Raw genomic sequence first — 23,604 nt, 5'->3', positions numbered from 1 at the left:
CCCCCAGAAGTGGACGAACGGTCAGGGGGCGGTGGTTGCGAGGTCGCGGAGGGTCAGTGCGCTGACGGGCGGCGAGCCGTCGCGGGCGGCGATCGCGTCGGCCAGAGCGAGGAGCTGGTCGGGCGGAAGGCGGCGGTTGCGCGAGTCGAGCAGGCGCAGGCGGTACTTGCGCCTCTCTCCGGGGTTGCGGACGTCCATGGCGATCACGCCGGTCTGGGGGCCGGACGTATTGTCCTGCTCCTCGGCCCAGCGCATCATGACGTCCGCGCGGGCGAGGTCGAAACGACTCGTCCGGAAGGCGTGCTGGATGACCAGCGTGGTTCCCTCCAGCCAGGTCCGGTGGCGGAAGATCCGGATCGCCGCGGTGATCAGCAGCCCGGACACGGTGAGGAAGACGATCGTCCCGATCGCCGCGCCGGGGACGCCGTAACCGCGGGCGAGCCCGATCGCGAGCCAGCCGAAGGCCGCCATGAGGACGATCGGCAGGACGATGGCCTCGGCCTTCGTCGTCCGCGTGAAGCCGATGTCGAGCCGGACCGTCGCATCCACCACAGGCCCCCTAGGAACGATCACCGCAGGGCAAAGTCAACCACGGCTCGCCCGGGGTGCCGAGGGGGCGGCTTCAGGCCAGGAGTTCGACCCGGTCAGGGGCGTTCTCGCCGGACGGCGTCAGGTGTTCGGCGAGGATCGCGCGGTGGGTGACGAGTGCGGCGGCATGGCGGCTCCGGCCCTCTTCGGTGAGGGCGACGAAGACGCCGCGCCGGTCGGACTCGCACATGCCGCGTTCGACCAGGCCGCTCTTCTCCAGGCGGGCGATCGTCCGGGAGAGGGCGCTCTGGCTCAGGTACATGTCGGAGGCGATCTCCTGGACGCGGCGCTTGTCACAGCCGGCCTCGACGAGGCGGTCCAGGGTCTCGAACTCGCTCATCGTCAGGCCGTGCGCGTCGTGGAGCGCGCGGTCGAGTGCGCAGGCGACCGCGTTGTAGCAGGTCACGAGCGACCGCCACTGGTCGACCAGGCCGGGGTGGGGTGCCATGCCGCGCATCCTACCCGGCGGACGCATCAGATGCACCCGAATTAAATTCGTTGGAAATTATTGCTTGGACATTGGATGCACGTGCATGTATCGTCCTCCGACGTGACCATCACCGAAACCTCCCCTGCGTCCGCAACCGGAACGCCGGCGGCCTCCGAGGCGCCGGCCGAGCAGAGCTGGACCCCCAGGCTGTGGGGCGTGCTCGCGGTGCTGTGCGCCGTGCTGTTCCTCGACGGGCTGGACGTGTCGATGGTGGGCGTGGCGCTGCCGTCCATCGGCACCGAGCTCGGGCTCTCCACGACCTCGCTGCAGTGGATCGTCAACGGCTACGTCCTCGGTTACGGCGGGCTCCTGCTCCTCGGCGGCCGCACCGCCGACCTGCTGGGTCGCCGCCGCGTGTTCCTGATCGCGCTCGGCGTGTTCGCCGTCGCCTCCCTCATCGGAGGGCTGGTCGACGACGGCACGCTCCTGATCGCGACCCGCTTCGTGAAGGGACTGGCCGCCGCGTTCACCGCGCCGACCGCCCTGTCCATCCTCACCACCACCTTCCAGGAGGGACCGGCCCGCAACCGGGCCCTGTCCGTCTTCTCGGTCTTCGGCGCGAGCGGCTACTCCTCCGGGCTGATCCTCGGCGGGCTGCTCACCAGCGTCGGCTGGCGCTGGACGTTCCTCACCCCCGTCCCGCTCGCGCTGATCGCCCTGGTCGTGGGCATCGCGCTGATCCCCCGGGACAAGCCCGCCGCCGAGGGCGGCCACGACCTGGTCGGGGCGATCACCCTCACCACCGGCATGCTGCTGGCCGTCTACACCGTGGTCACCGCGCCCGACCGCGGCTGGCTCGACCCGCTCACGATCGGTTCGATCGTCGTCGCCGCGGCCCTGCTGATCGGCTTCGTGATCACCGAGCAGAAGGTCCGGCACCCGCTGATCCGGCTCGGCATCCTCCGCGTCGGCACGATCGTCCGCGCGAACGTCAGCATCATCGCGCTCTTCGGGTCCTACATGAGCTTCCAGTTCATGATGACCCTCTACCTGCAGGACGTCCTGCACTGGACGCCGCTGCGGATGGCGTTCGCGCTGCTCCCCGCGGGGCTCATCGTCGCCGTCGGCTCACCGTTCGTCGGCCGCCTGATCGACCGCTGGGGCACCTCGCGGCTGATCATCAGCTCGATGGTGTCGCTCGCCCTCGGCTACGTCTGGTTCCTCGCCACCGCCGGCAACACCCCGCACTACGCGTTCACCGTCTTCCCGACGATGATCCTGCTGGGCGGCGGCTTCGCCTTCGGATTCTCCTCGATCATGGCGCAGGCCACCGACGGCATCGACGACTCCGAGCAGGGCCTGGCCTCCGGCCTCGTCCAGACGTCCGGCCAGGTCGGCGCGGCGCTCGTCCTCGCGGCCGTCACCGCGCTGGTCGCGGGCGACTCCCACGCCGGCGGCGGCTTCGCCCCCTTCCACCCGGGCCTCAACCTGGTCACCGGCGTCGCCATCGTCGGCCTCGCCTTCAACCTGATCCCCCTCCTCTCTCTCAACCGCTCGCGCGCCACGGCCCCCGACCCCATCGAGCCCTGACGCCCGACCCCAACTCCCAGCGCGCCCTCCACATCGCGCCCCGCTCCGCCGCCCACTCCGGGCGGCGGAGCGTCCGCATATAGGGAGGTCGTCGTTACGTGCCGGCCGTCGGTTGCGGATCGCGCCCGGACGGCACGTGTGACTACCGGGATCGCTTCCAGAAAGATGGTCGGCTGGGCGGCGGCGGTTGGTGCGTCAGGAGCTTCTTCAGGGTGCTGAGCGTTCTCGACCACACATCGATCACGAGCTGGTCGGCCCTCTCCTCGGCGAGCGACCGCGCAGCGGTGTCATCGCGGAGAAGTTCGAGCTCCTTCACCGTCTGCGTGAGGATCTCGCGAGTCTGCGGGGTCAGAGCCCGGCCGTCGGTCAGGATCGCGCTCAGGATCGGCAGCGTGGTGCCGACCAGATGGGCACGGTGGTCGGCCGCGTGGACCGCTTCCATGCGGTCGAGCTCCTCCTTCAGGGTGTTCCAGGGCCAGGTGAGAGCCGACGCGTCCGGCAGCGGCGGTTCGGACGTCGGCTGTGTCCCTGCCGAAGGGACCGCGGATGCGCTGCCTCCGCTACCTCCCTGGCCCGTTCCCTCAGCACGCGGAGTGGGAGCGGGCGAGGGCGGCGTGGAGGCCGGAGGACCGGCCTTCAGGAAGTCCGGCACGTCCAGATCGTCTTCGACCAGGTAGCGATCGTCGTCCAACCCGGCGTAGGCGTCGCGACGGCTGCTGCCGCGGGACGGACCGGACGGCCTGGCAGGCCTCGCCCTGCGGGCGGCGGGGACGACGCGCGGGGCGCCCGGCGCGGGCGGCGGGCTCGGCGGTGGCGGGGCGCTCGGCGCGAACGGTGTGGGCGGGGCGCTCGGCGAGGGCGGGGCGCTCTGTGGGGGCAAGCCGGCAGATGCGGCAGGGACCGCGCGCGAGGTCAGGAGGCTGTCGGGTGCGGCACTGCCGTAACCGGCCGACTGGTCCCAGCCGTCGGGGAGCTCGACCGGCTGGGTCACGCGATGCGGGGTCTGCCCTTCGGTGGCGACGCGGGTGTCGATCGCGACGAACGCGGTGAAGCGGCAGAGCACCCCGAACCGGAGGGACGTGGCGACGATGCGCTGCTCCAGGGCGAGCGAACCGTGCGCGGCGTAGCTGTCCTCCAGGTCGCGCAGATGGGCTCGCGCCCAGAGCGCGGCGGCCATCGGAGCGTCGGTGCGGACAGCTTGCGCGCGGTGCTCGCGGGGCGAGCCGTCCGGGGCCCGGCCGTGAAGAACGATCGTGCCCGAGGGCTCACCCCGGTAGCGTCCGGTCACGACGAGGGGGACGCCGGGGAAGATCGAGCCCAGCCGCTTCGGCGCGATCGTGTCCGCGATGAATTCCAGGCCGTCCGGGCGCAGGGACAGGTCGGTGAGCAGCGGCGCGCCCACGCGGTGGTGGACGCGCTCCATCGCCTCGTCGAGCCGGTCTTCGGATTCGACCAGTTCGACATGACCGCCCCCGACGGACGCGAGCCGGTTCAGGAATCCGGCGTTGACGGCGCGGTCGATCCCGACCGTGTGCACCCGCACATCGCGGAGCGCGGGCGCGAGGTGGTCGAGGATCTGGTCTTCGTTGCCGACCTGGCCGTCCGTCACCAGCAACAGGACGCGGTCGCGCCCGGAACCGGGCTGGTGCAGCAGCGCGGCAGCCTGCTCCAGCGGTTCGAGCATCTCGGTGCCGCCGCGGGCGTTCACGGTCGCCAGGTACTCGACGGCGCGGAAGCGGTTTCGGTCCGTGCCGGCGGCGAGCGCCGCGCCGAGGGCGGGCGGGAACTCGACGGTGTTGTCGAACGACATGACGGCGAACCGGTCGTCGGGCGTGAACGTGTCCACGATGCGGGCCGCCGCGCGCCGGGCCGCGACCATCTTCCAGCCCTGCATGCTGTACGAGCGGTCGAGGACCAGCACCACGTCGCGCGGGCGCGCGGGTCTGGTCTCGGTGGACGGCAGCACGGTGAAGGTGAAGGTTCCCTCGTCGCCCTCCGCGTCCGGCGTCAGTGTCAGCGAGGCGTCGCCCGCGGCGGGCGTGCCGTACACCAGCCGCAGGATGAAGTCGCGGTTCAGCCGCTCGCCCGGGCGCAGGCGCACGGTCACACGGTCGCCGCCGCCGGCGTCGGAGGATTCCTCCGCGACGACGTGCAGCGCCGAGCGGATCTCGCTGAGCGGCAGCGCGGCCGGGTCGATCTCGACGGTGAGGGAGAGCGCCACCGGGTTCGGGAAGCCGGGCAGCAGGACGGGCGGGGTGATCCGGGACGCGTCGGGCACGGCGTCGGTGTCGGCCGCGACCCCCGACCCGGCCGGCGCCCCGTCGAGTGCCGCACCGGGGATGTAGCGCGGAGCCACCACGAGCGGAAACCGGAACGTCGCCTCGCCCGCGGACGCGCGTGAAGCCTCGGAGCCGCCGGGGGATGCCTGGGAGGTGCCGGGCCCGCCGGAGGTTCCGGCTGTGCCGTGCAGCGCGTCCCTTGCGGTGGAGGTGGCCTCGAAGGGAAGAGGCTGGTTGAGGACGAGGCGTACGGTCACCCGCTCGCCGGGGAGGATGTTGCCGACGCGCATGGTGAAGACGTCGGGGCGGTCTTCCTCGGCGATGGCGGCGCGGCGGCCCGAGGCGATGGCGGTGTCGTACTCCTGACGGGCCTGGCCGCGTTCCTTCAGGACGCCGTCGACCACGCGGTCGGCGGCCTCCATGCGCAGGGAGGTGACGGCCGCCCGGTCGGGCAGCGGGAAGACGTAGGTGGCCTCCAACGGGACGTCGTAGGGGTTGCGGAACCCCTGCACGACGGTGACCGACGCGGCGAGACCGCTCACGGCCGCGTGGACGTCGACCGAGTCGAGCGGCAGGTTGCCCTTCTCGGTGCTGAGCGCGCCCAGCCCCCCGTCCGGGACCGGAGGGGCGGCGGGTTCGGGGAGCGAGGTGATGCGCACGGTCACGGGTGCCTCCCGGGAGGATTCGGATGAGGGGAGCCGCCGCGGTCGGACGGTACGAGCAGACCGCGTCGCCGGAGGGTGTCGAGCAGAGGTGCGGCCGATTCCGCGATCGCGGCGAGGTCGTCCCCGCCCAGATGCCGGGTCTCGACGATGACGGTGACCCCGGGCGCGAGCCGGACCCCCTGCACGAGGGCGGGCGCGTCGTCCGGAGCCGCTTCCGGCGCCGGCTCCGGGTGGAACCGGGCGCTGGGCCGGACGGTCCAGAAGGTGTCGCGCGGACGGGCGACATCGATCTCGATACGGGAGCTGACAGTGTCATCGACGCTGTCCACGCCCTCCGCAGTGCCCTCCGCAGCGCCCTCCGCAGCGCCCTCCGCAGCGCCGCGTTCTGCAGCGAGACCCGCGGCGACATCCGTAGCGCGCTCCAAGACGCCGTCCGCAGCGCGCTCCGAGGTGCAGTTCGCGGCGGAATCCGGGGTGCAGTTCGCGGCGGAATCCGGGGTGCCGTTCGCGGCGGGATCCGGCGGTGAGAGGGCGATCCGGCGGAGCAGCGAGTCGGGCGCGCCGGCCAGCTCGACCTGGATCTCGGCGATCGAGCGGCCGAGAGCCTGGCGGCGCTTGACCGCGAGGAGCTGGAGCAGGTGCCGCGGGCCGTAGAGGGCGACGCGTCCCCGGCGGCCCAGGGGAGGGTCGAGCAGGCCGATGCTCGTGTACCAGCGGATCAGCCGCTCGTTCGGCAGGTCGCGGACGCGGCCGTTGACCCGGGGAACGCCGTCGGCGGCCAGGGCGGTCGCCGCGCGCTCCGCCAGTTCGCTGATCGTCCAGGTCTCGTCCACGACTCGATGATGACACTGTCATCGTGACAGTGTCAAATCCGCGCCACGAGAAGGTCGAACTTCTCCTTCGTTGCGCGGCGCCGAGTACGAGCGGGCAGTTCGCGGCGAAGACGGATCGAAGCATCTAAGTCGGGCAAGTGGCCCACAAGCCGCAATTCCCGAATCGGCGAACAATTGCTATCGAGAGTGGCCGACGAACTCCTCTGAAGTTTTGAAATTGCGGGTAAAAGGCCAGGGGAGCATTTACCTTTCTGCTCATGGACGACCATCTCCTGGTCGAGGCGCTGCGCGCGCGGGATCCGGGTGCACCCGCCGCCGTTTACGACGCCCACGCTGAGCGGCTCTACGCCTACTGCTGGATGCGGCTACGCGAGCAGGACGCGGCGCGGGTCGCTGTCCGGGACGCATTCGTCGTGGCCGAGGCGCAGATCGAGCGGTTGGCCGCGCCCGAACTCTTCCGTCCCTGGCTCTACGCCCTCGCCAGGCTGGAATGCGACCGGCGCGAGCCGGACCGGGATCGCGCTCCGGACCTCCCCGTCGCCAGCCATGACCAGGACGACGTCGATGAACGGATGCTGGCCTGGCGTGCCGTCACCGCGCTGTCGCCGACGCACCGGGAACTGCTGGACCTCCATCTTCGGCACGAGCTCGTAGCCGAAGACGTCGCGCGCGTGACGAGGACGAGCCTGAAACAAGTCGAGGACGAGCTGGACGCCGCAGTCGCCGAGCTGGAAACCGCTCTTACTGCGGAGCTCCTCGCAGACCAAGGCCCTTTCGGCTGTCCCGAACGGGGAAGCCTCCTGCGCGCGCGACACGGCGAGCTCGCGCCGGTATTGCGAGAAGAACTCGTCCTCCATGCCGGTGAGTGTGAGGAGTGCGCCGCCTTCAAACCACGCACGGTGTCCGCGCCGAAGGTCTTCGGGCTGTTGCCGTGGGCGCCTCTACCGGACGACTTGCGCGAGCGCGTCCTCGACAGCTTCCTCGACCCGGAGCTTGTCGGCTACCGCCTGTTCATCGCCACCCGGGTCGCCGACTACAACTCCGAGGGCTTTCCCATCTGGCCTCGCCGCTCCGTCTTCGCGCGGCGGGTGACGTGGCGTCGGCGCACGGCCCATACGAACTTGGCCGCTATCCCGGTATCTGAGACGGACGAGGCGGACACGGACGAACTCGCTGCCGTTGACGAGACCTACCAGCCCGAAACCCTGGCCGACACACGTCCCGGCTGGCGATCGCCGAAACTCATCGCGGCCGTTGTAGCGGCACTGGTGCTGCTCTCGGGAGCGAGTCTCGCCGCCCTCCTGACACTGACAGGACATGTGGAGAGAACCCATGACGTCGCGGGCGGAGCGGGGGCCCGCCCGACGATGCCGCCGTCCGACCACCTTCCCGGCAGCGGACGGCGAGAATCCACCGGCCGCAGCGACGCGACACCGGTTTCGGCGACGTATCCACTCGGCGCCACTGGATCTGCTGCTCCGCCAACGGCATTGGCGTCGCCACCCACGCCCGCGAAGCAACTCCGGTCCGGCGGGGTCCAGAATCCGGACGGATCCGATGAGTCCGGAGCATTCTCGGTATCTCCGCTTTATCTCGACCTGGCGGACGGCTCCGACGGCCAGATCGAACTTCACGCGGACAACGAGCCCGTTGCGTGGCGCGTGCGAGTGAGCGGCCCTGTGCGTCTGTCCGCCTCGTCCGGGAACCTTGCACCTGGCCAAAGCATCACGCTTGGCGTCCACGTATCCCGTGCGCCGAATGACCAAGGCGAGGCGGTCATCACGTTCGCCCCAAGCGGGCTGAGCGTTCACGTGACCTGGCGTGCCGCGCCGCCGCCCGGCCAAGGGCAGGGGCCTGGCACGCCGCCCAGCAGCCCACCTCCCACGGGACCTGGCTCTTCTACGCCACCTCCATCGACGCCACCGTCCGCTACGCCACCACCATCTGCGCCTCCGACCAAGTCCACGCCTCCGTCCTCGCCGCCGACCACTTCCGTACCGCCGACCTCTTCCGTACCGCCGCCCACCAGCCCGCCACCGCCGCCCCCTTCGCAGGCGCCGACGGGAAGCGGACCACCGCCGCAGCAGACGACGTCTTCGCATAGCGTTCCGCCCGCCACGGCTTCCGGGTCGCCTACCGCAGCCGGCCACTGAGGACGATGACGTGAGCGCGAGCGCGTTCGGGCTCCGGCAGGACAGCCGGGTGAATCCGCGCCCGGTTCCGGACGGACGCGCCTCGAAACGCCGAGACGCTCCGTAATCCGGCCGATCCGGACGAGCCTGACACGAGCGCTCACCTGCGGCGCCGGCCGAGGGTGACGAACCGGCTGAACCGCCGGATGTAAGGGTCGTGGGACGGCATGCCGGAAGCCGTCCGGAAGCTCGTCGTGGCCAACTGGGCGTGCGCTCCCGAGCGGAACTGCGGGCCGCCTACGGTGCGCCGGTGCCGGTATTCAGCCATCCACGCGGAACGCTTCCGCCGCGCGCGCCCGCGCGTCCTCGGCTGGTGCGACTGTTCGGACTGGAAGGTCCGTGCGGCTGCGCCTGACGGGAAATCCGGAAACGGCCCTGACGGAAGTTCATATCGAGTCGCAAGGCAATTACTGTGAGTAGTTGATGTTGGCTCAGTGTGAAATTCGGCAGGGGGAGGACCGTGTTCCCGTCAATGTGCACCCCGGCACCCCGCCGACGCGCGACCGCCTTCACTTCCCTTGAGGCGGCGCTACGGCTGGTCGCCGTCTCCACTGGAATCGCCGTCGGTTTGATGGTCGTCCCTGTAGCGGCGCAGGCCATGCCCGCCGCCGCGCGCACCGTCCGGAAACCGGTCCCCAGCGCCGACGATGTGGCCAAAGGCAAGCAGGACGTGCGCGCGAAGGCGGAGGCGGTCGGACGCGCCAAAGCCCTCCTCGCCCAGGCGGACGGCGAGCTCGACCGCCTCGCGGTCGCCGCCGAGGTGGCCGTGGAACGTTACAACGGCGAGCGGGTCAAGCTGGAACGCTCCCAGCAGGCGTACCGGGCGGCGCAGCAACGGGTGACCGACGCTCAGCAGCGCTACGCCGACACCCAGGGGCAGCTGGCGTCCTTCGCCGCCGACGCCTATCGGCAGAACACCGGCTACGAGCCCTGGGCCGTCGTGCTCGCGGGCGAGGGCGGGCCGCAGGGGTTCATGGACCGGGCGGGGATGGTCCAGATCCTCGCGCGTCAGCGCACCGAGATCATCAAGCGGGTCGAGGCGTCCCGGAACGTCGCGGACGTGTTCCGCCGCGAGGCGAAGCAGGCGTACCAGGACCAACAGGCGCAGACGGAGCGGGCCGACGAGGCCAAGAGCGCGGCCCAGAAGATCCTGGATCAGCAGAAGACCCTCGTAGACCAGATCAACGCGCAGAAGAAGCAGCTAGAGCAGACCCTAGGGGCGGCTCGTGCGCGCGCGGCGGACCTCGCGCAGCGACGCGCGGCCGCCCTGGAAGCGGCCGAAGCCACCAAGGCGCGACATGACTTCCCAGGACTTCCCGCCGGATCGGAGCAGGGCGTCATCGCCGCACGCGCGGCGCTGAGATGGCTCGGGACGCCGTACTCGTGGGGCGGGGGCGACACGGAAGGGCCCACCTACGGCATCGACCAGGGGGCCGACACGATCGGGTTCGACTGCTCGGGGCTGGTGCTCTACGCCTGGAACAAGGCGGGCATCCGCCTCGACCACTGGACGGGCACCCAGTGGACGTCCGGCCCGCACGTGCCCCTCGGCCGCCTCAGGGCGGGGGACCTGGTCTTCTTCGCCAGGGACACCTCGGATCCGGACACGATCCACCATGTCGGGATCTACATCGGCCGGGGCCGCATGGTGGAGGCCCCCTACACCGGGGCCACCGTGCGGATCTCGTCCATCTGGCGCGGAGACCTGATCGGCGCCACCCGGCCCGCCGGATGACGCCGTGACCACGCGGAAAGGGAACGGCGTCCGCCGTTCCCGCAGGTCAGTGACCCAGGTCGGCGAAACGCTTGCGGGAGCGCTCGACCTCGACCTCGGCCTCGACACGGCCGACCCAGTTCGCGCCCTCGACGGACTTGCCGGGCTCCAGGTCCTTGTAGACCTCGAAGAAGTGCTGGATCTCCAGGCGGTCGAACTCCGGCACGTGGTGGATGTCGCGCAGGTGCTCCATGCGCGGGTCGGTCGACGGGACGCACAGCACCTTGTCGTCGCCGCCGGCCTCGTCCGTCATCCGGAACATGCCCACCGCGCGGCACTTGATCAGGCAGCCCGGGAAGGTCGGCTCCTGCAGGATGACCAGGGCGTCCAGCGGGTCGCCGTCCTCGCCGAGGGTGTCCTCGATGAAGCCGTAGTCGGCCGGGTACTGCGTCGAGGTGAACAGCATGCGGTCGAGCCGGATGCGGCCCGACTCGTGGTCCACCTCGTACTTGTTCCGGCTGCCCCGCGGAATCTCGATGGTGACGTCGAATTCCAAGATGTCCTCCGCTTTCCGCGTGGTCGCGGTCATAGTCTGTACCTGCCGTGGCGGCGAAGGCCGTACGGCCGGGTCTCCCCAGATTCGCTCGCCCGATCCCTGGCGGGAGGGCGGCGAGGATCGCAGCCCCTTATATCGTGGCGCGCGTCCTCGCGCGCGGGCGAGGACGCAACTATAAGGATGTCGCACGTTGGTGAGTGCTGAGTTGGGGAGGGGCGTCCCTGTAGTGACACGTGCGCGGACGCTCGCCTTGGGCACACTGGCCCTGCTCAATGTTTTCGCAGTGGTCGCGGCCCTTGCAGTGGTGAAACTCACACCTCCGAGGCATCTGTCTCCGCAACCCCCCTCGGTCGCGGCGCACGAAGCGGTGCCGACCTCGGCGGGCCTGCTGGCGGCCGACCCCGGCGCGGCCCGGGCTCCCAACCCGGCCACGCTGGCCGCGCGGCTGTCGGCGGTGCTGAACCAGCCCGGCCCCAAGATCAACGCCGTGGTGATCGACGCGGTGACCCGGCGGCCGCTGTTCGCACAGCGCGCCGACAAGGCCGCGACTCCGGCGTCCACGACCAAACTCGCCACGTCCGTGGCCGCGCTCGCGGCGCTCGGGCCGCAGCACCGGATCACCACCCGGACGGTCCGCGCGGCAGACGGAAGCGTCGTGCTCGTAGGCGGCGGCGACCCGACGCTTACGGCGCAACCGCAGAAGGCGGGTACGGGCCGTCCGACGTACGCGTCGCTGGTGGATCTGGCCCGGCAGACGGCGGGTGCCCTCACGCGCGCGGGCGTACGGCAGGTGCGGGTCGACTACGACGCGTCCGCTTACCAGGGGCCGCGTACCGCCCCAGGCTGGAAGCCCAACTACCTTCCGGACGGCGAGGTCGCGCCCATGACGGCCCTGACCGTCGACGAAGGACGCGTCGGCGGACCGGGCGCGCACGCGCAGCCGCGCGTCACCGATCCTCCGGTCGCGGCGATCCAGACGTTCGCGCGGCTGCTCGGCCGTTTCGGCGTCTCGGCCAAGGCGGGACGCCGCAACACCGCCGCTTCGGGCGCGCAGCAGCTCGGAGCCGTGCAATCGCCTCCGATCTCCGCGCTCATCGAGCACGCCATGACCGAGAGCGACAATGACGTGGCCGAGGCCATGGCGCGGCAGGTCGCGATGAAGAAGGGCCTGCCGCCGTCCTTCGAGGGCGGTGCGCGCGCCGTCCGCGAGACCCTCGCGAGCCTCGGCATCACCGACGGCGTGGACGTCTCGGACGGCAGCGGCCTGTCCACGCGCAACCGCATCACGCCTCTCGCGCTCGCGCGTCTGGCCGCGCTCGCCGCGTCCCCGCAGCGTCCGGACCTGCGCGCGGCCATCACCGGAATGCCCGTGGCCGGATTCACCGGGACCCTCGCCCCACCGCGCTACACGACCCCCGCCAGCTCCGGAGGCGCGGGCGTGATCCGCGCCAAGACCGGCACGCTGTCCGGGGTCAACACCCTCGCGGGGCTCGCCACCGACGCCGACGGACGCCTGCTCGCCTTCGCCTTCATGGCCGGCGACGGCAAGACCTCCGTGGACCCGAGCAAGCTCGACCAGCTCGCCGCCATCCTCGCCGGCTGCGGCTGCTAACCCGCCCCCACACCGCCCCGACGCGTCCCCCCTGCGCCCGCGCGTACGCCTTCCTCTGCACCGCTGCCTGGACGCCGCCTGCGTTCGCCGCGTGCGCGCTCCCTGTGCCCGCCGTGTAGGAGCCCTCTGCGTCCGGGCGTACGCGCCCCTGCACCTGCCGTGCGCGTCCCCTGCGTTCGCCGCGTGCGCGCTCCGCGTGCACGCTTCCTGCGCTGCCGCGTAGGTGCTCCCTGTGTCCGCGCTTGCGGGGCTTCTGCGCTTGCTCGGGCGGGGGTGGAGAAGGGGGCGGGCTGCGGTCGCGCCTTTGGTGTGGGCCGGTTTCATGACCGGGTTTGGGAGCGGGTTGGGGGCGCGCTTATGCGGTCGTGGGGTGGGGAGATAACCAGAACGGCTGTTCGTTGAACGGACGTGCAGGGCGCTCCGGCGCCGGATCGCGAACGTACGGTGGGTGGACATGAGCGCCTCAATGATTGACTGGAACGTCGCGGTGCAGACCGGGACCCGGCTCGTCCGGCCCGGTCCGCAGGTTGAGCCCGCCGAGGCCCGCGACGTGGTGGCCCAGCTGCGCGAGCTGTCGCCCATCGCGCACGGGCACGTGAGGGATTTCACGGGCCTTCCGATCGAGGACGATCCCGCTCCCGCGACGATCGTGGACCGTCCCGGCTGGATCAAGGCGAACGTGGACGGGTTCCGCGTCGTCCTCGAACCGCTGATGGAACGCATGGCGGAGAAGCGCGGCCCCGGGCTGCTCGGCGGCGGCCCCGGCGGCACGGTCGTGCAGGCGTTCGGCTCGCGCGTCACAGGGATGCAGGTGGGCGCGATCCTGGCGTACATGGCGGGGCGGGTGCTCGGGCAGTACGAACTGTTCCTGCCGCCGGACCCCTCGGGCGCGGCCCCCACCGGACGGCTCACCCTGGTCGCGCCCAACATCGTCTACGTCGAGCAGGAGCTGGATGTGGACAAGCGGGACTTCCGGCTCTGGGTGTGCCTCCACGAGGAGACGCACCGCGCCCAGTTCACCGGCGTCCCCTGGCTGCGCGCGTACGTGCAGGACCAGATGACCGAGTTCCTCCTCGCCTCCGACCTCGATCCCGGCGCGATGCTGGACCGGCTCCGGGACGCCGCCGAAGCCGTAGCCGACGCGGTGCGCGGAGGCGAGGGGAACCTCATCGACGCGATCCAGACGCCCGGGCAGCGCGAGATCCTCGACCGCCTCACCGCCGTGATGACGCTGGTCGAGGGGCACGGCGACTACGTGATGGACGCGGTCGGGCCCGAGGTCGTGCCGTCGGTCCGGCAGATCCGGGACCGGTTCCAGGGCCGCCGCGAGGGCGGTTCCCGCCTGGACCGGACGATCCGGCGGCTGCTCGGCATCGACCTGAAGATGAAGCAGTATGCGGAAGGCTCCCGGTTCGTCCGGCGGGTCGTGACCGAGGTGGGGATGGACCAGTTCAACCGGGTCTGGGAGTCGCCGGAGACGCTGCCGACGCACGCCGAGATCAAAGAACCGGCCCTGTGGATGAACCGCGTCCTCGATCCGCCCGTGCTGGACGCGCCCCCGCCGGAGGCCAGCGAGGCCTGACCGCCCCCAGCGGTCGTCCCGAGCGTTCGGTGGACGGCGGTCGTCCCGAGCGGAAACGTCGGAGGGGCGTGGTACTGGTTGGCACATGGGCCCTGATCCGGCGGTGGCGGCGGTGCGGCTGGCGGTGCGGCGCGCGCTCGCCGGTCTCCCGCCGGGTGCGATGACACTGGTGGCGTGCAGCGGTGGCGCCGATTCGCTCGCGCTCGCGGCGGCGCTCGCGTTCGAGGCTCCGCGTTCGGGGCGTCCGGCGGGCGGCGTGACGGTGGACCACGGCCTGCAGGACGGCTCGGACGAGCACGCCGAGCGGGTCGTCCGGGTCATGGCGTCGCTGGGGCTCGATCCGGCGGGTTCGGTGGCGGTGGAGGTGGGCACCGAGGGCGGCCCCGAGAACGCGGCGCGCGTCGCCCGGTACGAGGCGCTCGGCCGGACGGCGCGGAGGTTGCGCGCGTCCGCGGTCTTGCTCGGCCACACGCGTGACGACCAGGCCGAGACGGTGCTGCTCGGTCTGGCGCGTGGCTCCGGGGCGCGTTCCCTGGCCGGAATGCCGCCGTCCTTCGTGCGGAGTGATGTTCGCTACGAACGGCCTTTGCTCGACCTGGATCGTGCCACTACTCAGCGCGCGTGTGAGGCGCTCGGCCTGAAACCGTGGGACGACCCGCACAACGACGACCCGTCCTACACGCGCGTGCGCGTCAGGCGCGAGGCCCTGCCCGCTCTGCAACGCACGCTCGGGCCCGGCGTCTCGGAGGCTCTCGCGCGCACGGCCCGTCTTCTCCGGGACGACGCCGACGCGCTCGACGCCTTCGCCGAGGACGCTCTCACGCGCGCCCGCGATGGGGCGTCCGCGTCGGAAGGGGGCTTGTCCGTCGAGGTGCTCGAGGGGCTGCCGAAGGCGGTGCGCACGCGCGTCCTGCGCACCGCGGCGATCGAGGCGGGCAGTCCAGCGGGTACGCTCGCGGCCGTGCACGTCGATGACGTGGATCGGCTGGTCACGGGCTGGCGCGGGCAACTGCACGTCGATCTCCCGGGGGGGATCCGGGCGTACCGGCGGTGTGGCAGGCTGCTGTTCGGCCGACCGTGACGCCGCGCCGTGCGCGCGTCGTCACAGGGCGTACCGGCACGTCGCTCACGCGCGCGCACGCACGCTGACCGTCTCGATGAGGGTGGGGTAGTGGACGAGAAGGACCTGGGCGCCGACCTTTCCAAGGTGCTGATCCCGGAGGACGACCTCCAGGCCAAGGTCAGGGAGCTGGCCGCGCAGATCGACGCCGACTACGCGGGCAAGGACCTGCTGCTCGTGGGCGTGCTCAAGGGCGCGGTCATGATCATGGCCGACCTGGCGCGCGCGCTGCACACGCCCGCCTCGATGGACTGGATGGCGGTCTCGTCCTACGGCTCGGGCACCAAGTCGTCCGGCGTGGTGCGGATCCTGAAGGACCTCGACACCGACATCCTCGACCGGCACGTGCTGATCGTCGAGGACATCATCGACTCGGGGCTGACGCTCTCCTGGCTGATCAGCAACCTGCGCTCGCGCGGGCCGGCGTCGCTGGAGATCTGCGCGCTGCTGCGCAAGCCGGAGGCGGTCCGCACCGAGATCGACTGCCGTTACCTCGGCTTCGACATTCCGAACGAGTTCGTCGTCGGGTACGGGCTGGATTACGCCGAGAAGTACCGGAACCTTCCGTTCGTGGGAACTCTGGCCCCGCACGTCTACGGAGGCACCGGGTCCTGACCCGCTGCGGACGGCTTGGAACAACCGGCCCGCGCGGAACGTTGCAAACTCTGTTGACGGGTATATCGAATGGATCAGGGGATCGGCGCTGGCTGCGTCCTCTGTGTTTCGCGGTGTACCGTCAGTGTCCCGGGCCTTCGGGCATGGGAGAGTTCTGAGGGTGGCCGCACCGGCGGGTCCCGCTTCGGCGAGGCGCCCGCCCGGCTCGGAGCCGGTTCGCGAGGGCGCCCGTCCCCGCGGGAACGGGCGAGGATCGCAATGTCAGGAGGGACGGGGCCCGGAGGGGTTACCGGATAAATGGACGTGAAGCGCTATTTTCGCGGGCCGCTGCTGTGGATCCTGCTGTTCTGCCTCTTGGTCGCCCTGGTCATGTGGGGCGTCAACCCCGGCCGCTCGTTCGAGAAGGTCGACACCTCCAAGGTGGTCCAGGAGATCAACGCGGGGCAGGTGAAGTCCGCCAAGATCATTGACAAGGACCAGCGGATCGAGGTCACCCTCAAGGACGGTGACAAGCGCCAGCAGGCCTCCTGGGTGGACGGCCAGGGCCTCCAGCTCCAGAACATGCTGCAGAAGCAGGCCGACGCCGGCTCGCTGAGCGGCGGTTACACCGTCGACGTCCCCAAGCAGAGCTTCATCCTGAACCTGCTGTTCAGCCTGCTGCCCATCGTCGTCATCGTGCTGATCTTCCTGTTCATCATGAACCAGATGCAGGGCGGCGGCAGCCGGGTGATGAACTTCGGCAAGTCCAAGGCGAAGCTGATCACCAAGGACACGCCGAAGACCACGTTCGCGGACGTCGCCGGGGCCGACGAGGCCCTGGAGGAGCTCACCGAGATCAAGGACTTCCTGCAGAACCCGGCCAAGTTCCAGGCCATCGGCGCGAAGATCCCCAAGGGCGTGCTGCTGTTCGGCCCGCCCGGCACCGGCAAGACGCTCCTCGCGCGCGCCGTCGCGGGCGAGGCGGGCGTGCCGTTCTACTCGATCTCCGGTTCCGACTTCGTCGAGATGTTCGTCGGCGTCGGCGCCTCGCGCGTGCGCGACCTGTTCGAGCAGGCGAAGGCGAACGCCCCGTCCATCATCTTCATCGACGAGATCGACGCCGTCGGCCGGCACCGCGGCGCGGGCCTCGGCGGCGGCCACGACGAGCGCGAGCAGACGCTGAACCAGCTGCTCGTCGAGATGGACGGCTTCGACGTCAAGGGCGGCGTCATCCTGATCGCCGCGACGAACCGTCCCGACATCCTCGACCCGGCGCTGCTGCGTCCGGGCCGCTTCGACCGCCAGGTCACCGTCGACCGTCCCGACCTCGAGGGCCGCAAGGGCATTCTGCGCGTGCACGGGCGCGGCAAGCCGTTCGCCCCGGACGTCGACCTCGACGTCATCGCCCGCCGCACCCCCGGCTTCACCGGCGCCGACCTGGCCAACGTCATCAACGAGGCGGCGCTGCTCACCGCGCGCTTCGACCGCAAGCTGATCGACATGGAGACCCTCGAGGAGTCGATCGACCGCGTGATGGCCGGGCCCGAGCGCAAGACGCGGGTCATGTCGGAGAAGGAGAAGAAGGTCATCGCCTACCACGAGGGCGGTCACGCGCTCGTGGCGCACGCGCTGCCGAACGCCGACCCCGTGCACAAGGTGACGATCCTCCCGCGCGGGCGCGCCCTCGGCTACACGATGACCCTGCCGATGGAGGACAAGTTCCTCAGCACCCGGTCCGAGATGACCGACCAGCTCGCGATGCTGCTGGGCGGCCGGACGGCCGAGGAGCTGGTGTTCCACGAGCCGACCACCGGCGCGGCCAACGACATCGAGAAGGCCACCTCGATCGCGCGCAACATGGTGACCGAGTACGGCATGAGCGAGCGCCTCGGCGCGCGCAAGTTCGGCACCGGCCAGGGCGAGGTCTTCCTCGGCCGCGACGTGGGCCACGAACGCGACTACTCCGAGGACATCGCCTCCGCGATCGACGACGAGGTGCGCCGGTACATCGAGACCGCGCACGACACCGCCTGGGAGATCCTGGTCGAGTACCGGGACGTCCTGGACGACCTGGTCGTCAACCTCATGGAGAAGGAGACCCTCTCCAAGGAGGAGGTGCTGCGCATCTTCGCCCCGATCACCAAGCGCCCGCACCAGAACTCCTACACCGGCTACGGCAAGCGCCTCCCGTCGGACCGTCCGCCCGTGCTGACGCCCAAGGAGCTCGCGCTCATGGGTCCGCAGGACGTGCCGAACGACCTGGTGCAGAACAACGGCCAGGGGTCCGGCCAGGCCGACAACGTCGCGCAGCCGACCGACCCGAACCAGGGCGAGAGCTGATCGCCTTGTCCGAGGAGCAGTTCCCCGCCGGGCTCTCCGCCAACGGCGACCTCGCGTCGCCGCTGGAGGAGGGCCTGGCCGACCGCGCGTCCGACTTCGACAGCGCCCGCATCGAGCGGGCCGTCCGGGAGATCCTGTTCGCGATCGGGGAGGACCCGGACCGCGACGGCCTCCGCGACACCCCCGCCCGCGTCGCGCGCGCGTACGCCGAGCAGTTCGCGGGTCTCCGGCAGAAGCCCGAGGACGCGCTGAACAAGGTCTTCGAGGCCGACCACGACGAGATGGTGCTCGTCAAGGACATCGAGGTCTACTCGACCTGCGAGCACCACCTGGTGCCGTTCCACGGCCTCGCGCACGTGGGCTACACGCCGAACAAGTCCGGCCAGATCACCGGGCTGTCGAAGCTGGCCCGGCTGGTGGACGTGTACGCCCGCCGGCCGCAGGTGCAGGAGCGGCTGACCAGCCAGATCGCGGACGCGATCATGGACATCCTGGACCCGCGCGGCGTCATCGTGGTGATCGAGGCCGAGCACCTGTGCATGACGATGCGCGGCGTCCGCAAGCCCGGCGCGAAGACGGTCACCTCGGCCGTCCGGGGCGACTTCCGCGAGTACGCGCAGACGCGCTCCGAGGCGATGAGCCTCATCCTCGGCCGCCTGGCCTGACCTCCGTTCCCCGGTGCCGGCTTGGCCTCTGCCGGGTCGCTCGTGAGGTTCTGTTCGTTCCGGTGAACGCCCGGTGTCCCTTCGGGGACACCGGGCGTTCGCGTGTTATCCACAGGTTGGGGCGGAGGTCGGGGAGTGTCCGGGGGAGGGCATAGGGTTGGAGACATGACCAGTGCCGTCGTTCCGGGGCTGCCCGCGCCAGGGCGATGTCTCGTCATGGGTGTGGTCAACGTCACACCCGATTCGTTCTCGGACGGTGGCGACTGGTTCGACGCCGACAAGGCGATCCGGCACGGGCTGGACCTGGTCGCCGAGGGCGCGGACGTGGTGGACGTCGGGGGCGAGTCCACCCGGCCGGGCGCGCAGCGCGTCTCGGGCGAGGAGGAGCTTCGCCGGGTCATCCCGGTGATCTCGGCGCTCGCGGAGGCGGGCGTCCCGGTCAGCGTCGACACCATGCGCGCCGACGTGGCCGAGGCCGCGGTGGAGGCCGGCGCGCGGCTGGTCAACGACGTCAGCGGGGGCCTCGCCGACCCCGCGATGACCCACCTGGTCGCGCAGGCGCGCGTGCCGTACGTGGTGATGCACTGGCGCGGCCACAGCGCCGACATGAACGACCGAGCCGTCTACGGCGACGTGGTGGCCGAGGTCCGCGAGGAGCTGCTGCGCCGGGTGGACGCGGTGCTCGCCGAGGGCGTCGACCCGTCCATGGTCGTGCTCGACCCCGGGCTCGGCTTCGCCAAGAACGCCGAGCACGACTGGGCGCTGCTCGCGCACATGGACGCGCTCGTCGGCACCGGCTACCCGGTGCTGTTCGGCGCGTCCCGCAAACGCTTCGTCGGCCGCGCCCTCGCCGCCCCGGACGGCACGCCCCGCCCGGTCCGCGAGCGCGACGACGCCACGGTCGCGATCACCGCCCTCGCCGCCGCGGCCGGCGCCTGGTGCATCCGCGTCCACCGCGTCCGCGCCAACGCCGACGCCGTCCGCATGGCCGCCGCCATCAGCGCCCACTCTGGCGACGCCCCCGCGGTCGGCGCCCGCGCTGGCGGTGTGCCCACCGCCGGCGCTCACTCTGGCGACGTCCCCGCGGCCGGCGCCCGCGCTGGCGATGTGCCCACCGCCGGCGCTCACTCTGGCGGCGTGCCCAGCGCTGGCGCCCGCGCTGGAGACGTGCCCGCCGCTGGCGCTCATTCTGGCGACGTCGCCGCTGGGCGGGGCGAAGAGGGTGCGGGCGGGGAGACCGAGCAGGACGCGGGGCGCGGGTGAGCGGGGACGCGCGGGCCGTGAAGGCGGTCGAGGAGGCGAACGCCGAGTTCTACACGGCGTTCGAGGTCGGTGACCTGGACCAGATGGGCCGGGTGTGGGCGGACGGGCCGCACGCCGCGTCGCTGGTGTGCGTGCATCCGGGCTGGCCCATGCTGCGCGGCCGGGAAGAGGTCCTGCGCTCCTGGGCGTTGATCATGGCGAACACCGCCTACATCCAGTTCGTGCTGACCGACGTGGAGATCGACGTTTACGGCGACCATGCCGTGGTGACGTGCAAGGAGAACGTCCTCACCGCCGACGAGGACACCGAGACGGGGTTCCTCGCCGGGGGGAGCATCGTCGCGAGCAAGGTGTTCATCCGAGACGGCGCGGGGTGGCGGCTGCTGCTCCACCACGGTTCACCCATCCTGAGCACCACAGAGGAAGAATGAGCCTGGACCGCATCGAACTGCGCGGGCTGCGGGCCCGCGGCCGGCACGGATGCCTGCCCGCCGAGCGCGAGCTGGGGCAGGAGTTCGTGGTGGACGTCGCGCTCGGGCTGGACACCCGCCCGGCCGCCGAGGGCGACGACCTCTCGCGTACCGTCGACTACGGATCGCTCGCGAGCAGGTTGGTCGCCGTCGTCGAAGGGGAGCCCGTCAACCTGATCGAAACGCTCGCCGACCGGCTCGCGAAGATCTGTCTGGAGGACCCGAACGTCGCCGAGGCCGACGTCACCGTGCACAAGCCAGCCGCTCCGGTGCCGCACCCCTTCACGGACGTCGCCGTGAGGATCAGGAGGAGTCGCCCATGACAGCGTCCGACCACAAGCCGGACCAGATGCCCGACCGGACCGCCACGGGCGGCCACCTGCTCGTCTCCCACCGCGTCGTCTTCTCGCTGGGCAGCAATCTCGGCGACCGGCTCGACAACATCCAGGAGGCCGTCGACGCGCTGTTCGACGCGCCCGGGCTCGACTACGTGGCGCTGTCCCCGGTGTACGAGACCACGCCGTTCGCGCCGCCCGGTGAGCAGCTCCCGGAGCAGGGCGACTACCTGAACATCGTGCTGGTCGCCGACACCCGGCTGCCTCCGGAGAACCTGCTGGAGCGGGTGCTGAACATCGAGAACTCGATGCGGCGCGTCCGCGAGGTCCGGTGGGGGCCGCGCACGCTGGACATCGACATCGTGATCTTCGGCGACGTCCAGATGGACGAGCCGGACCTCACCCTCCCGCACCCGCGCGCGCACCAGCGGGCGTTCGTGCTGGTGCCGTGGGCCGACATCGAGCCGGACGTGCTGCTGCCCGGCCACGGCCGGGTGGGCGACCTCGCCGCGGACGCGGTCCGCGCGGGCGGCCCCGGCGCGGTCCGCCGCCGTGACGACCTGAGCCTGCAGCCGCCTGCATGAGACCGTCCCGTCCCGGTGTGCTCGCCATCCTGGTGATCGTCCCCGCGGCGATCACCTGGGTGGTGCTGCGCGCCGCCTACCTGTCGCTGCCGCCGCTGCCGTGGACGGCCGTCCCGACGCTGCTGCTGCTCGCCCTCGGCGAGGGGTTCACCGGCGTCAACCTGTTCCGCCGCATCCGCCGCAAGCCGGGCAGCGACCTCAAACCGGTCGAGCCGATCGTCGCCGCCCGGATGGCCGCGCTCGGCAAGGCGAGCGCCCACGCCGCCGCCGTCCTCGGCGGCATCTTCGGGGGCTTCGCGCTCAGCCTCGGCGACAACCTGGACAAGTCCACCCCGCGCCAGGACTTCTTCGTCAGCGGCGGCACCTTCCTCGCCGCCCTCGTCCTGGTCGGCGCGGCGTACTTCCTCGAATACGCCTGCCGCGTCCCCAAGGACCCGGACGAGGAGCACCGCCACCGCGGCGCCTCCCGGGCCTGACCCACCCGGATCCCGTCCTTTCCGGAATTCCGGGTGGGGGCGGGCGTCACTTGTCGATGTCGCCCACGACGAAGAACATCGAGCCCAGGATCGCGATCATGTCCGCCACCAGGCAGCCCGGCAGGAGTTCGGCGAGCACCTGGATGTTGTTGAAGGACGCGGAGCGCAGCTTCAGGCGCCAGGGCGTCTTCTCGCCGCGCGAGACGAGGAAGTAGCCGTTGAGGCCGAGCGGGTTCTCCGTCCAGGCGTAGGTGTGTCCCTCCGGGACCTTCAGGACCTTCGGCAGCCGCTGGTTGATCGGGCCCGGTGGCAGGTCGGCCAGGCGGTCGAGACAGGCATCGGCGAGGTCGAGCGAGGCGTACGCCTGGTCGAGCAGGCACTCGAAGCGGGCCAGGCTGTCGCCCTCGGCGCGGGTCACGACGCGGACGGGCAGGTCGCCGTAGGCGAGGTACGGCTCGTCCCGGCGCAGGTCGAAGTCCACGCCGGAGGCGCGCGCGATCGGCCCGGAGACGCCGTACTGCAGGATCTGCTCGCGGGTGAGCGTCCCGACGCCGCGGGTCCGGGCGCGGAAGATCTCGTTGCCCATGATCAGGTCGGCGAGGTCGGACATCCGCGCCCGGACCTCCGCGACGGCCGTGCGGGCTCGGGCCGTCCATCCGGCGGGGAGCTCGTCCTTCAGGCCGCCGACGCGGTTGAACATGTAGTGCATGCGCCCGCCGGAGACCTCCTCCATCACGCGCTGCAGCGTCTCGCGCTCGCGGAACGCGTAGAAGATCGGCGTGATCGCGCCCACTTCGAGCGGGTAGGAGCCGAGGAACATCAGGTGGTTGAGGACGCGGTTGAGCTCGGCGAGCAGCGTCCGCGCCCAGACCGCGCGCTCGGGCACCTCCATGCCCAGCATCCGCTCCACGGCGAGCACGACGCCGAGCTCGGACGAGAACGCCGACAGCCAGTCGTGCCGGTTCGCCAGCACGATGATCTGCCGGAAATCCCGGACCTCGAACAGCTTCTCCGCGCCGCGGTGCATGTACCCGACGACGGGCTCGGCGGCGACGATGCGCTCGCCGTCCAGGGTCAGCCGGAGCCGGAGCACCCCGTGCGTGGACGGATGCTGCGGGCCGATGTTGAGGATCATGTCCTCGGTGGCCAGCTCCTTGGCGCCCGCCCCGATCCCGACGGTCCTCTGCGTGGTCACGTCCCTCATCGTGCCACGGCCCGGCCCCGCGCGCCGGAACCGTCCGCGCCGCCGCCGACATCCCCCGCGCCGCCGAGCCCCACCGCGCGAGCCGCCCAAGCGGACCTGCGTGCCGTCGACGGCGGCCGTCCGCGCCGCCCAAAGCGGTCATCGCGCCGTCGAGGGCGGACGTGTGTGGTGACGAAGCGGACGTCCGCGACTTGGCTCTTGCCGTCGAGGCCAGGCGGGCGTGGTGTTGAGCGGGGCCGCGCGTGCTGTCGGGCCAGTCGTGGGTGCTGCCTAGGGCGGACCTGCGTGCCGCGATGGCGGGCTTGCGCGCTTGGACGTGCCGTCGCGGGCGGACGTGTGGGGCGTTGCGGGCGGTCGGCTGCGGCTTGGGGCGGGCCGTCGGGGCTAGGCGTGCGTGGCGTTGAGGGTGGGTGTGCGGGCCGTCGAGGGCTCGCGGGGGGACGGTCCTTTCCGGTTGACTAGGGGGTAATGAACCCAAGTCACCCCGAAGAGCCGAGATCCGGCGAACCGGC

19 protein-coding genes and 1 pseudogene are annotated in these 23,604 nt (G+C 71.3%); 13 read left to right on the top strand and 7 right to left on the bottom strand.

The genetic code is table 11. The features are described 5' to 3' along the window. Nucleotides 1-21 precede the first annotated feature (21 nt). Nucleotides 22-549, bottom strand: a complete 528-nt coding sequence (locus tag ACFPCY_RS33280; protein WP_378261895.1) for a hypothetical protein — start codon at nt 547-549, stop codon at nt 22-24. A 73-nt stretch (nt 550-622) separates the two neighbouring features. Continuing rightward, nucleotides 623-1,036 carry a MarR family winged helix-turn-helix transcriptional regulator gene (locus ACFPCY_RS33275; RefSeq protein ID WP_378261894.1) on the bottom strand — a complete coding sequence of 138 codons (414 nt, stop codon included), beginning with the start codon at nt 1,034-1,036 and terminating at the stop codon, nt 623-625. Nucleotides 1,037-1,111: 75 nt separating this feature from the next. On the opposite strand from ACFPCY_RS33275, the gene ACFPCY_RS33270 reads away from it, so the two are divergent. Then, nucleotides 1,112-2,608: an MFS transporter gene (locus tag ACFPCY_RS33270; RefSeq protein WP_378261892.1), complete on the top strand. Its 1,497-nt coding sequence runs from the start codon at nt 1,112-1,114 to the stop codon at nt 2,606-2,608. Between the two features lie 142 nt (nt 2,609-2,750). Here ACFPCY_RS33270 and ACFPCY_RS33265 read toward each other — a convergent pair whose 3' ends face one another. From ACFPCY_RS33265 to ACFPCY_RS33255, 3 genes are all read right to left on the bottom strand, one after another. Continuing rightward, nucleotides 2,751-5,552, bottom strand: coding sequence for a VIT domain-containing protein (locus ACFPCY_RS33265; RefSeq protein ID WP_378261890.1), 2,802 nt, complete (start codon nt 5,550-5,552; stop codon nt 2,751-2,753). Then, nucleotides 5,549-6,385 carry a MerR family transcriptional regulator gene (locus ACFPCY_RS33260; RefSeq protein ID WP_378261888.1) on the bottom strand — a complete coding sequence of 279 codons (837 nt, stop codon included), beginning with the start codon at nt 6,383-6,385 and terminating at the stop codon, nt 5,549-5,551. Before ACFPCY_RS33260 ends, ACFPCY_RS33265 begins: the two co-directional genes overlap by 4 nt. A gap of 365 nt (nt 6,386-6,750) precedes the next feature. Continuing rightward, entirely contained in the window at nt 6,751-7,242 is a 492-nt protein-coding gene (locus ACFPCY_RS33255; RefSeq protein ID WP_378261886.1) for a hypothetical protein, read from the bottom strand. A gap of 1,906 nt (nt 7,243-9,148) precedes the next feature. Between ACFPCY_RS33255 and ACFPCY_RS33250 the strand changes: the two genes are divergently transcribed. Then, nucleotides 9,149-10,312, top strand: coding sequence for an NlpC/P60 family protein (locus tag ACFPCY_RS33250; protein WP_378261884.1), 1,164 nt, complete (start codon nt 9,149-9,151; stop codon nt 10,310-10,312). A 46-nt stretch (nt 10,313-10,358) separates the two neighbouring features. Here ACFPCY_RS33250 and ACFPCY_RS33245 read toward each other — a convergent pair whose 3' ends face one another. Continuing rightward, nucleotides 10,359-10,847, bottom strand: a complete 489-nt coding sequence (locus ACFPCY_RS33245; protein WP_026414139.1) for an inorganic diphosphatase — start codon at nt 10,845-10,847, stop codon at nt 10,359-10,361. Between the two features lie 367 nt (nt 10,848-11,214). Here ACFPCY_RS33245 and dacB point away from each other — a divergent pair, with 367 nt between their 5' ends. The 11 genes and pseudogenes from dacB (at nt 11,215) to ACFPCY_RS33190 (ending at nt 21,888) form a co-directional block, all read left to right on the top strand. Further along, a complete protein-coding gene (gene dacB / locus ACFPCY_RS33240) occupies nt 11,215-12,459 on the top strand; it encodes a D-alanyl-D-alanine carboxypeptidase/D-alanyl-D-alanine endopeptidase (protein WP_378261882.1) in 1,245 nt (414 codons plus the stop codon). 466 nt (nt 12,460-12,925) lie between these two features. Next, nucleotides 12,926-14,041 (top strand): zinc-dependent metalloprotease, encoded by a 1,116-nt coding sequence (locus ACFPCY_RS33235; RefSeq protein ID WP_378262080.1) that lies wholly within the window; start codon nt 12,926-12,928, stop codon nt 14,039-14,041. An 85-nt stretch (nt 14,042-14,126) separates the two neighbouring features. Next, a complete protein-coding gene (tilS, locus tag ACFPCY_RS33230) occupies nt 14,127-15,122 on the top strand; it encodes a tRNA lysidine(34) synthetase TilS (RefSeq protein WP_378261880.1) in 996 nt (331 codons plus the stop codon). 90 nt (nt 15,123-15,212) lie between these two features. Then, the gene (gene hpt, locus ACFPCY_RS33225; protein ID WP_378261878.1) at nt 15,213-15,776 is read left to right on the top strand and encodes a hypoxanthine phosphoribosyltransferase; all 564 of its coding nucleotides are present in this window, start codon (nt 15,213-15,215) and stop codon (nt 15,774-15,776) included. Between the two features lie 297 nt (nt 15,777-16,073). Next, nucleotides 16,074-18,095, top strand: a complete 2,022-nt coding sequence (gene ftsH, locus ACFPCY_RS33220; RefSeq protein WP_378261876.1) for an ATP-dependent zinc metalloprotease FtsH — start codon at nt 16,074-16,076, stop codon at nt 18,093-18,095. Between the two features lie 74 nt (nt 18,096-18,169). Further along, nucleotides 18,170-18,760: a GTP cyclohydrolase I FolE gene (folE, locus tag ACFPCY_RS33215; protein ID WP_378262078.1), complete on the top strand. Its 591-nt coding sequence runs from the start codon at nt 18,170-18,172 to the stop codon at nt 18,758-18,760. Nucleotides 18,761-18,925: 165 nt separating this feature from the next. Then, nucleotides 18,926-19,762, top strand: a pseudogene (gene folP, locus ACFPCY_RS33210) (dihydropteroate synthase); the annotation flags it as partial. A gap of 257 nt (nt 19,763-20,019) precedes the next feature. Then, on the top strand, nt 20,020-20,454 hold the full coding sequence (locus ACFPCY_RS33205; protein ID WP_378261874.1) for a nuclear transport factor 2 family protein: 435 nt from the start codon (nt 20,020-20,022) through the stop codon (nt 20,452-20,454). Then, nucleotides 20,451-20,816, top strand: coding sequence for a dihydroneopterin aldolase (gene folB, locus ACFPCY_RS33200; protein WP_378261872.1), 366 nt, complete (start codon nt 20,451-20,453; stop codon nt 20,814-20,816). The genes ACFPCY_RS33205 and folB overlap by 4 nt, the downstream gene beginning before the upstream one ends. Next, on the top strand, nt 20,813-21,412 hold the full coding sequence (folK, locus tag ACFPCY_RS33195; protein WP_378261870.1) for a 2-amino-4-hydroxy-6-hydroxymethyldihydropteridine diphosphokinase: 600 nt from the start codon (nt 20,813-20,815) through the stop codon (nt 21,410-21,412). The genes folB and folK overlap by 4 nt, the downstream gene beginning before the upstream one ends. 17 nt (nt 21,413-21,429) lie before the next feature. Continuing rightward, nucleotides 21,430-21,888, top strand: coding sequence for a DUF3180 domain-containing protein (locus tag ACFPCY_RS33190; RefSeq protein ID WP_378261868.1), 459 nt, complete (start codon nt 21,430-21,432; stop codon nt 21,886-21,888). Between the two features lie 46 nt (nt 21,889-21,934). Here the strand turns inward: ACFPCY_RS33190 and ACFPCY_RS33185 are convergent, their stop codons facing one another. Beyond that, entirely contained in the window at nt 21,935-23,092 is a 1,158-nt protein-coding gene (locus ACFPCY_RS33185) for an NADH-quinone oxidoreductase subunit D (RefSeq protein ID WP_378261866.1), read from the bottom strand. Nucleotides 23,093-23,604 lie beyond the last annotated feature (512 nt).

This window comes from Actinomadura gamaensis (assembly GCF_042652125.1).
In the GTDB taxonomy this organism is placed as follows: domain Bacteria; phylum Actinomycetota; class Actinomycetes; order Streptosporangiales; family Streptosporangiaceae; genus Spirillospora; species Spirillospora gamaensis.
Note: the sequence above shows the minus strand (reverse complement) of the source record. Positions and strands in the feature narration are given on the sequence as shown.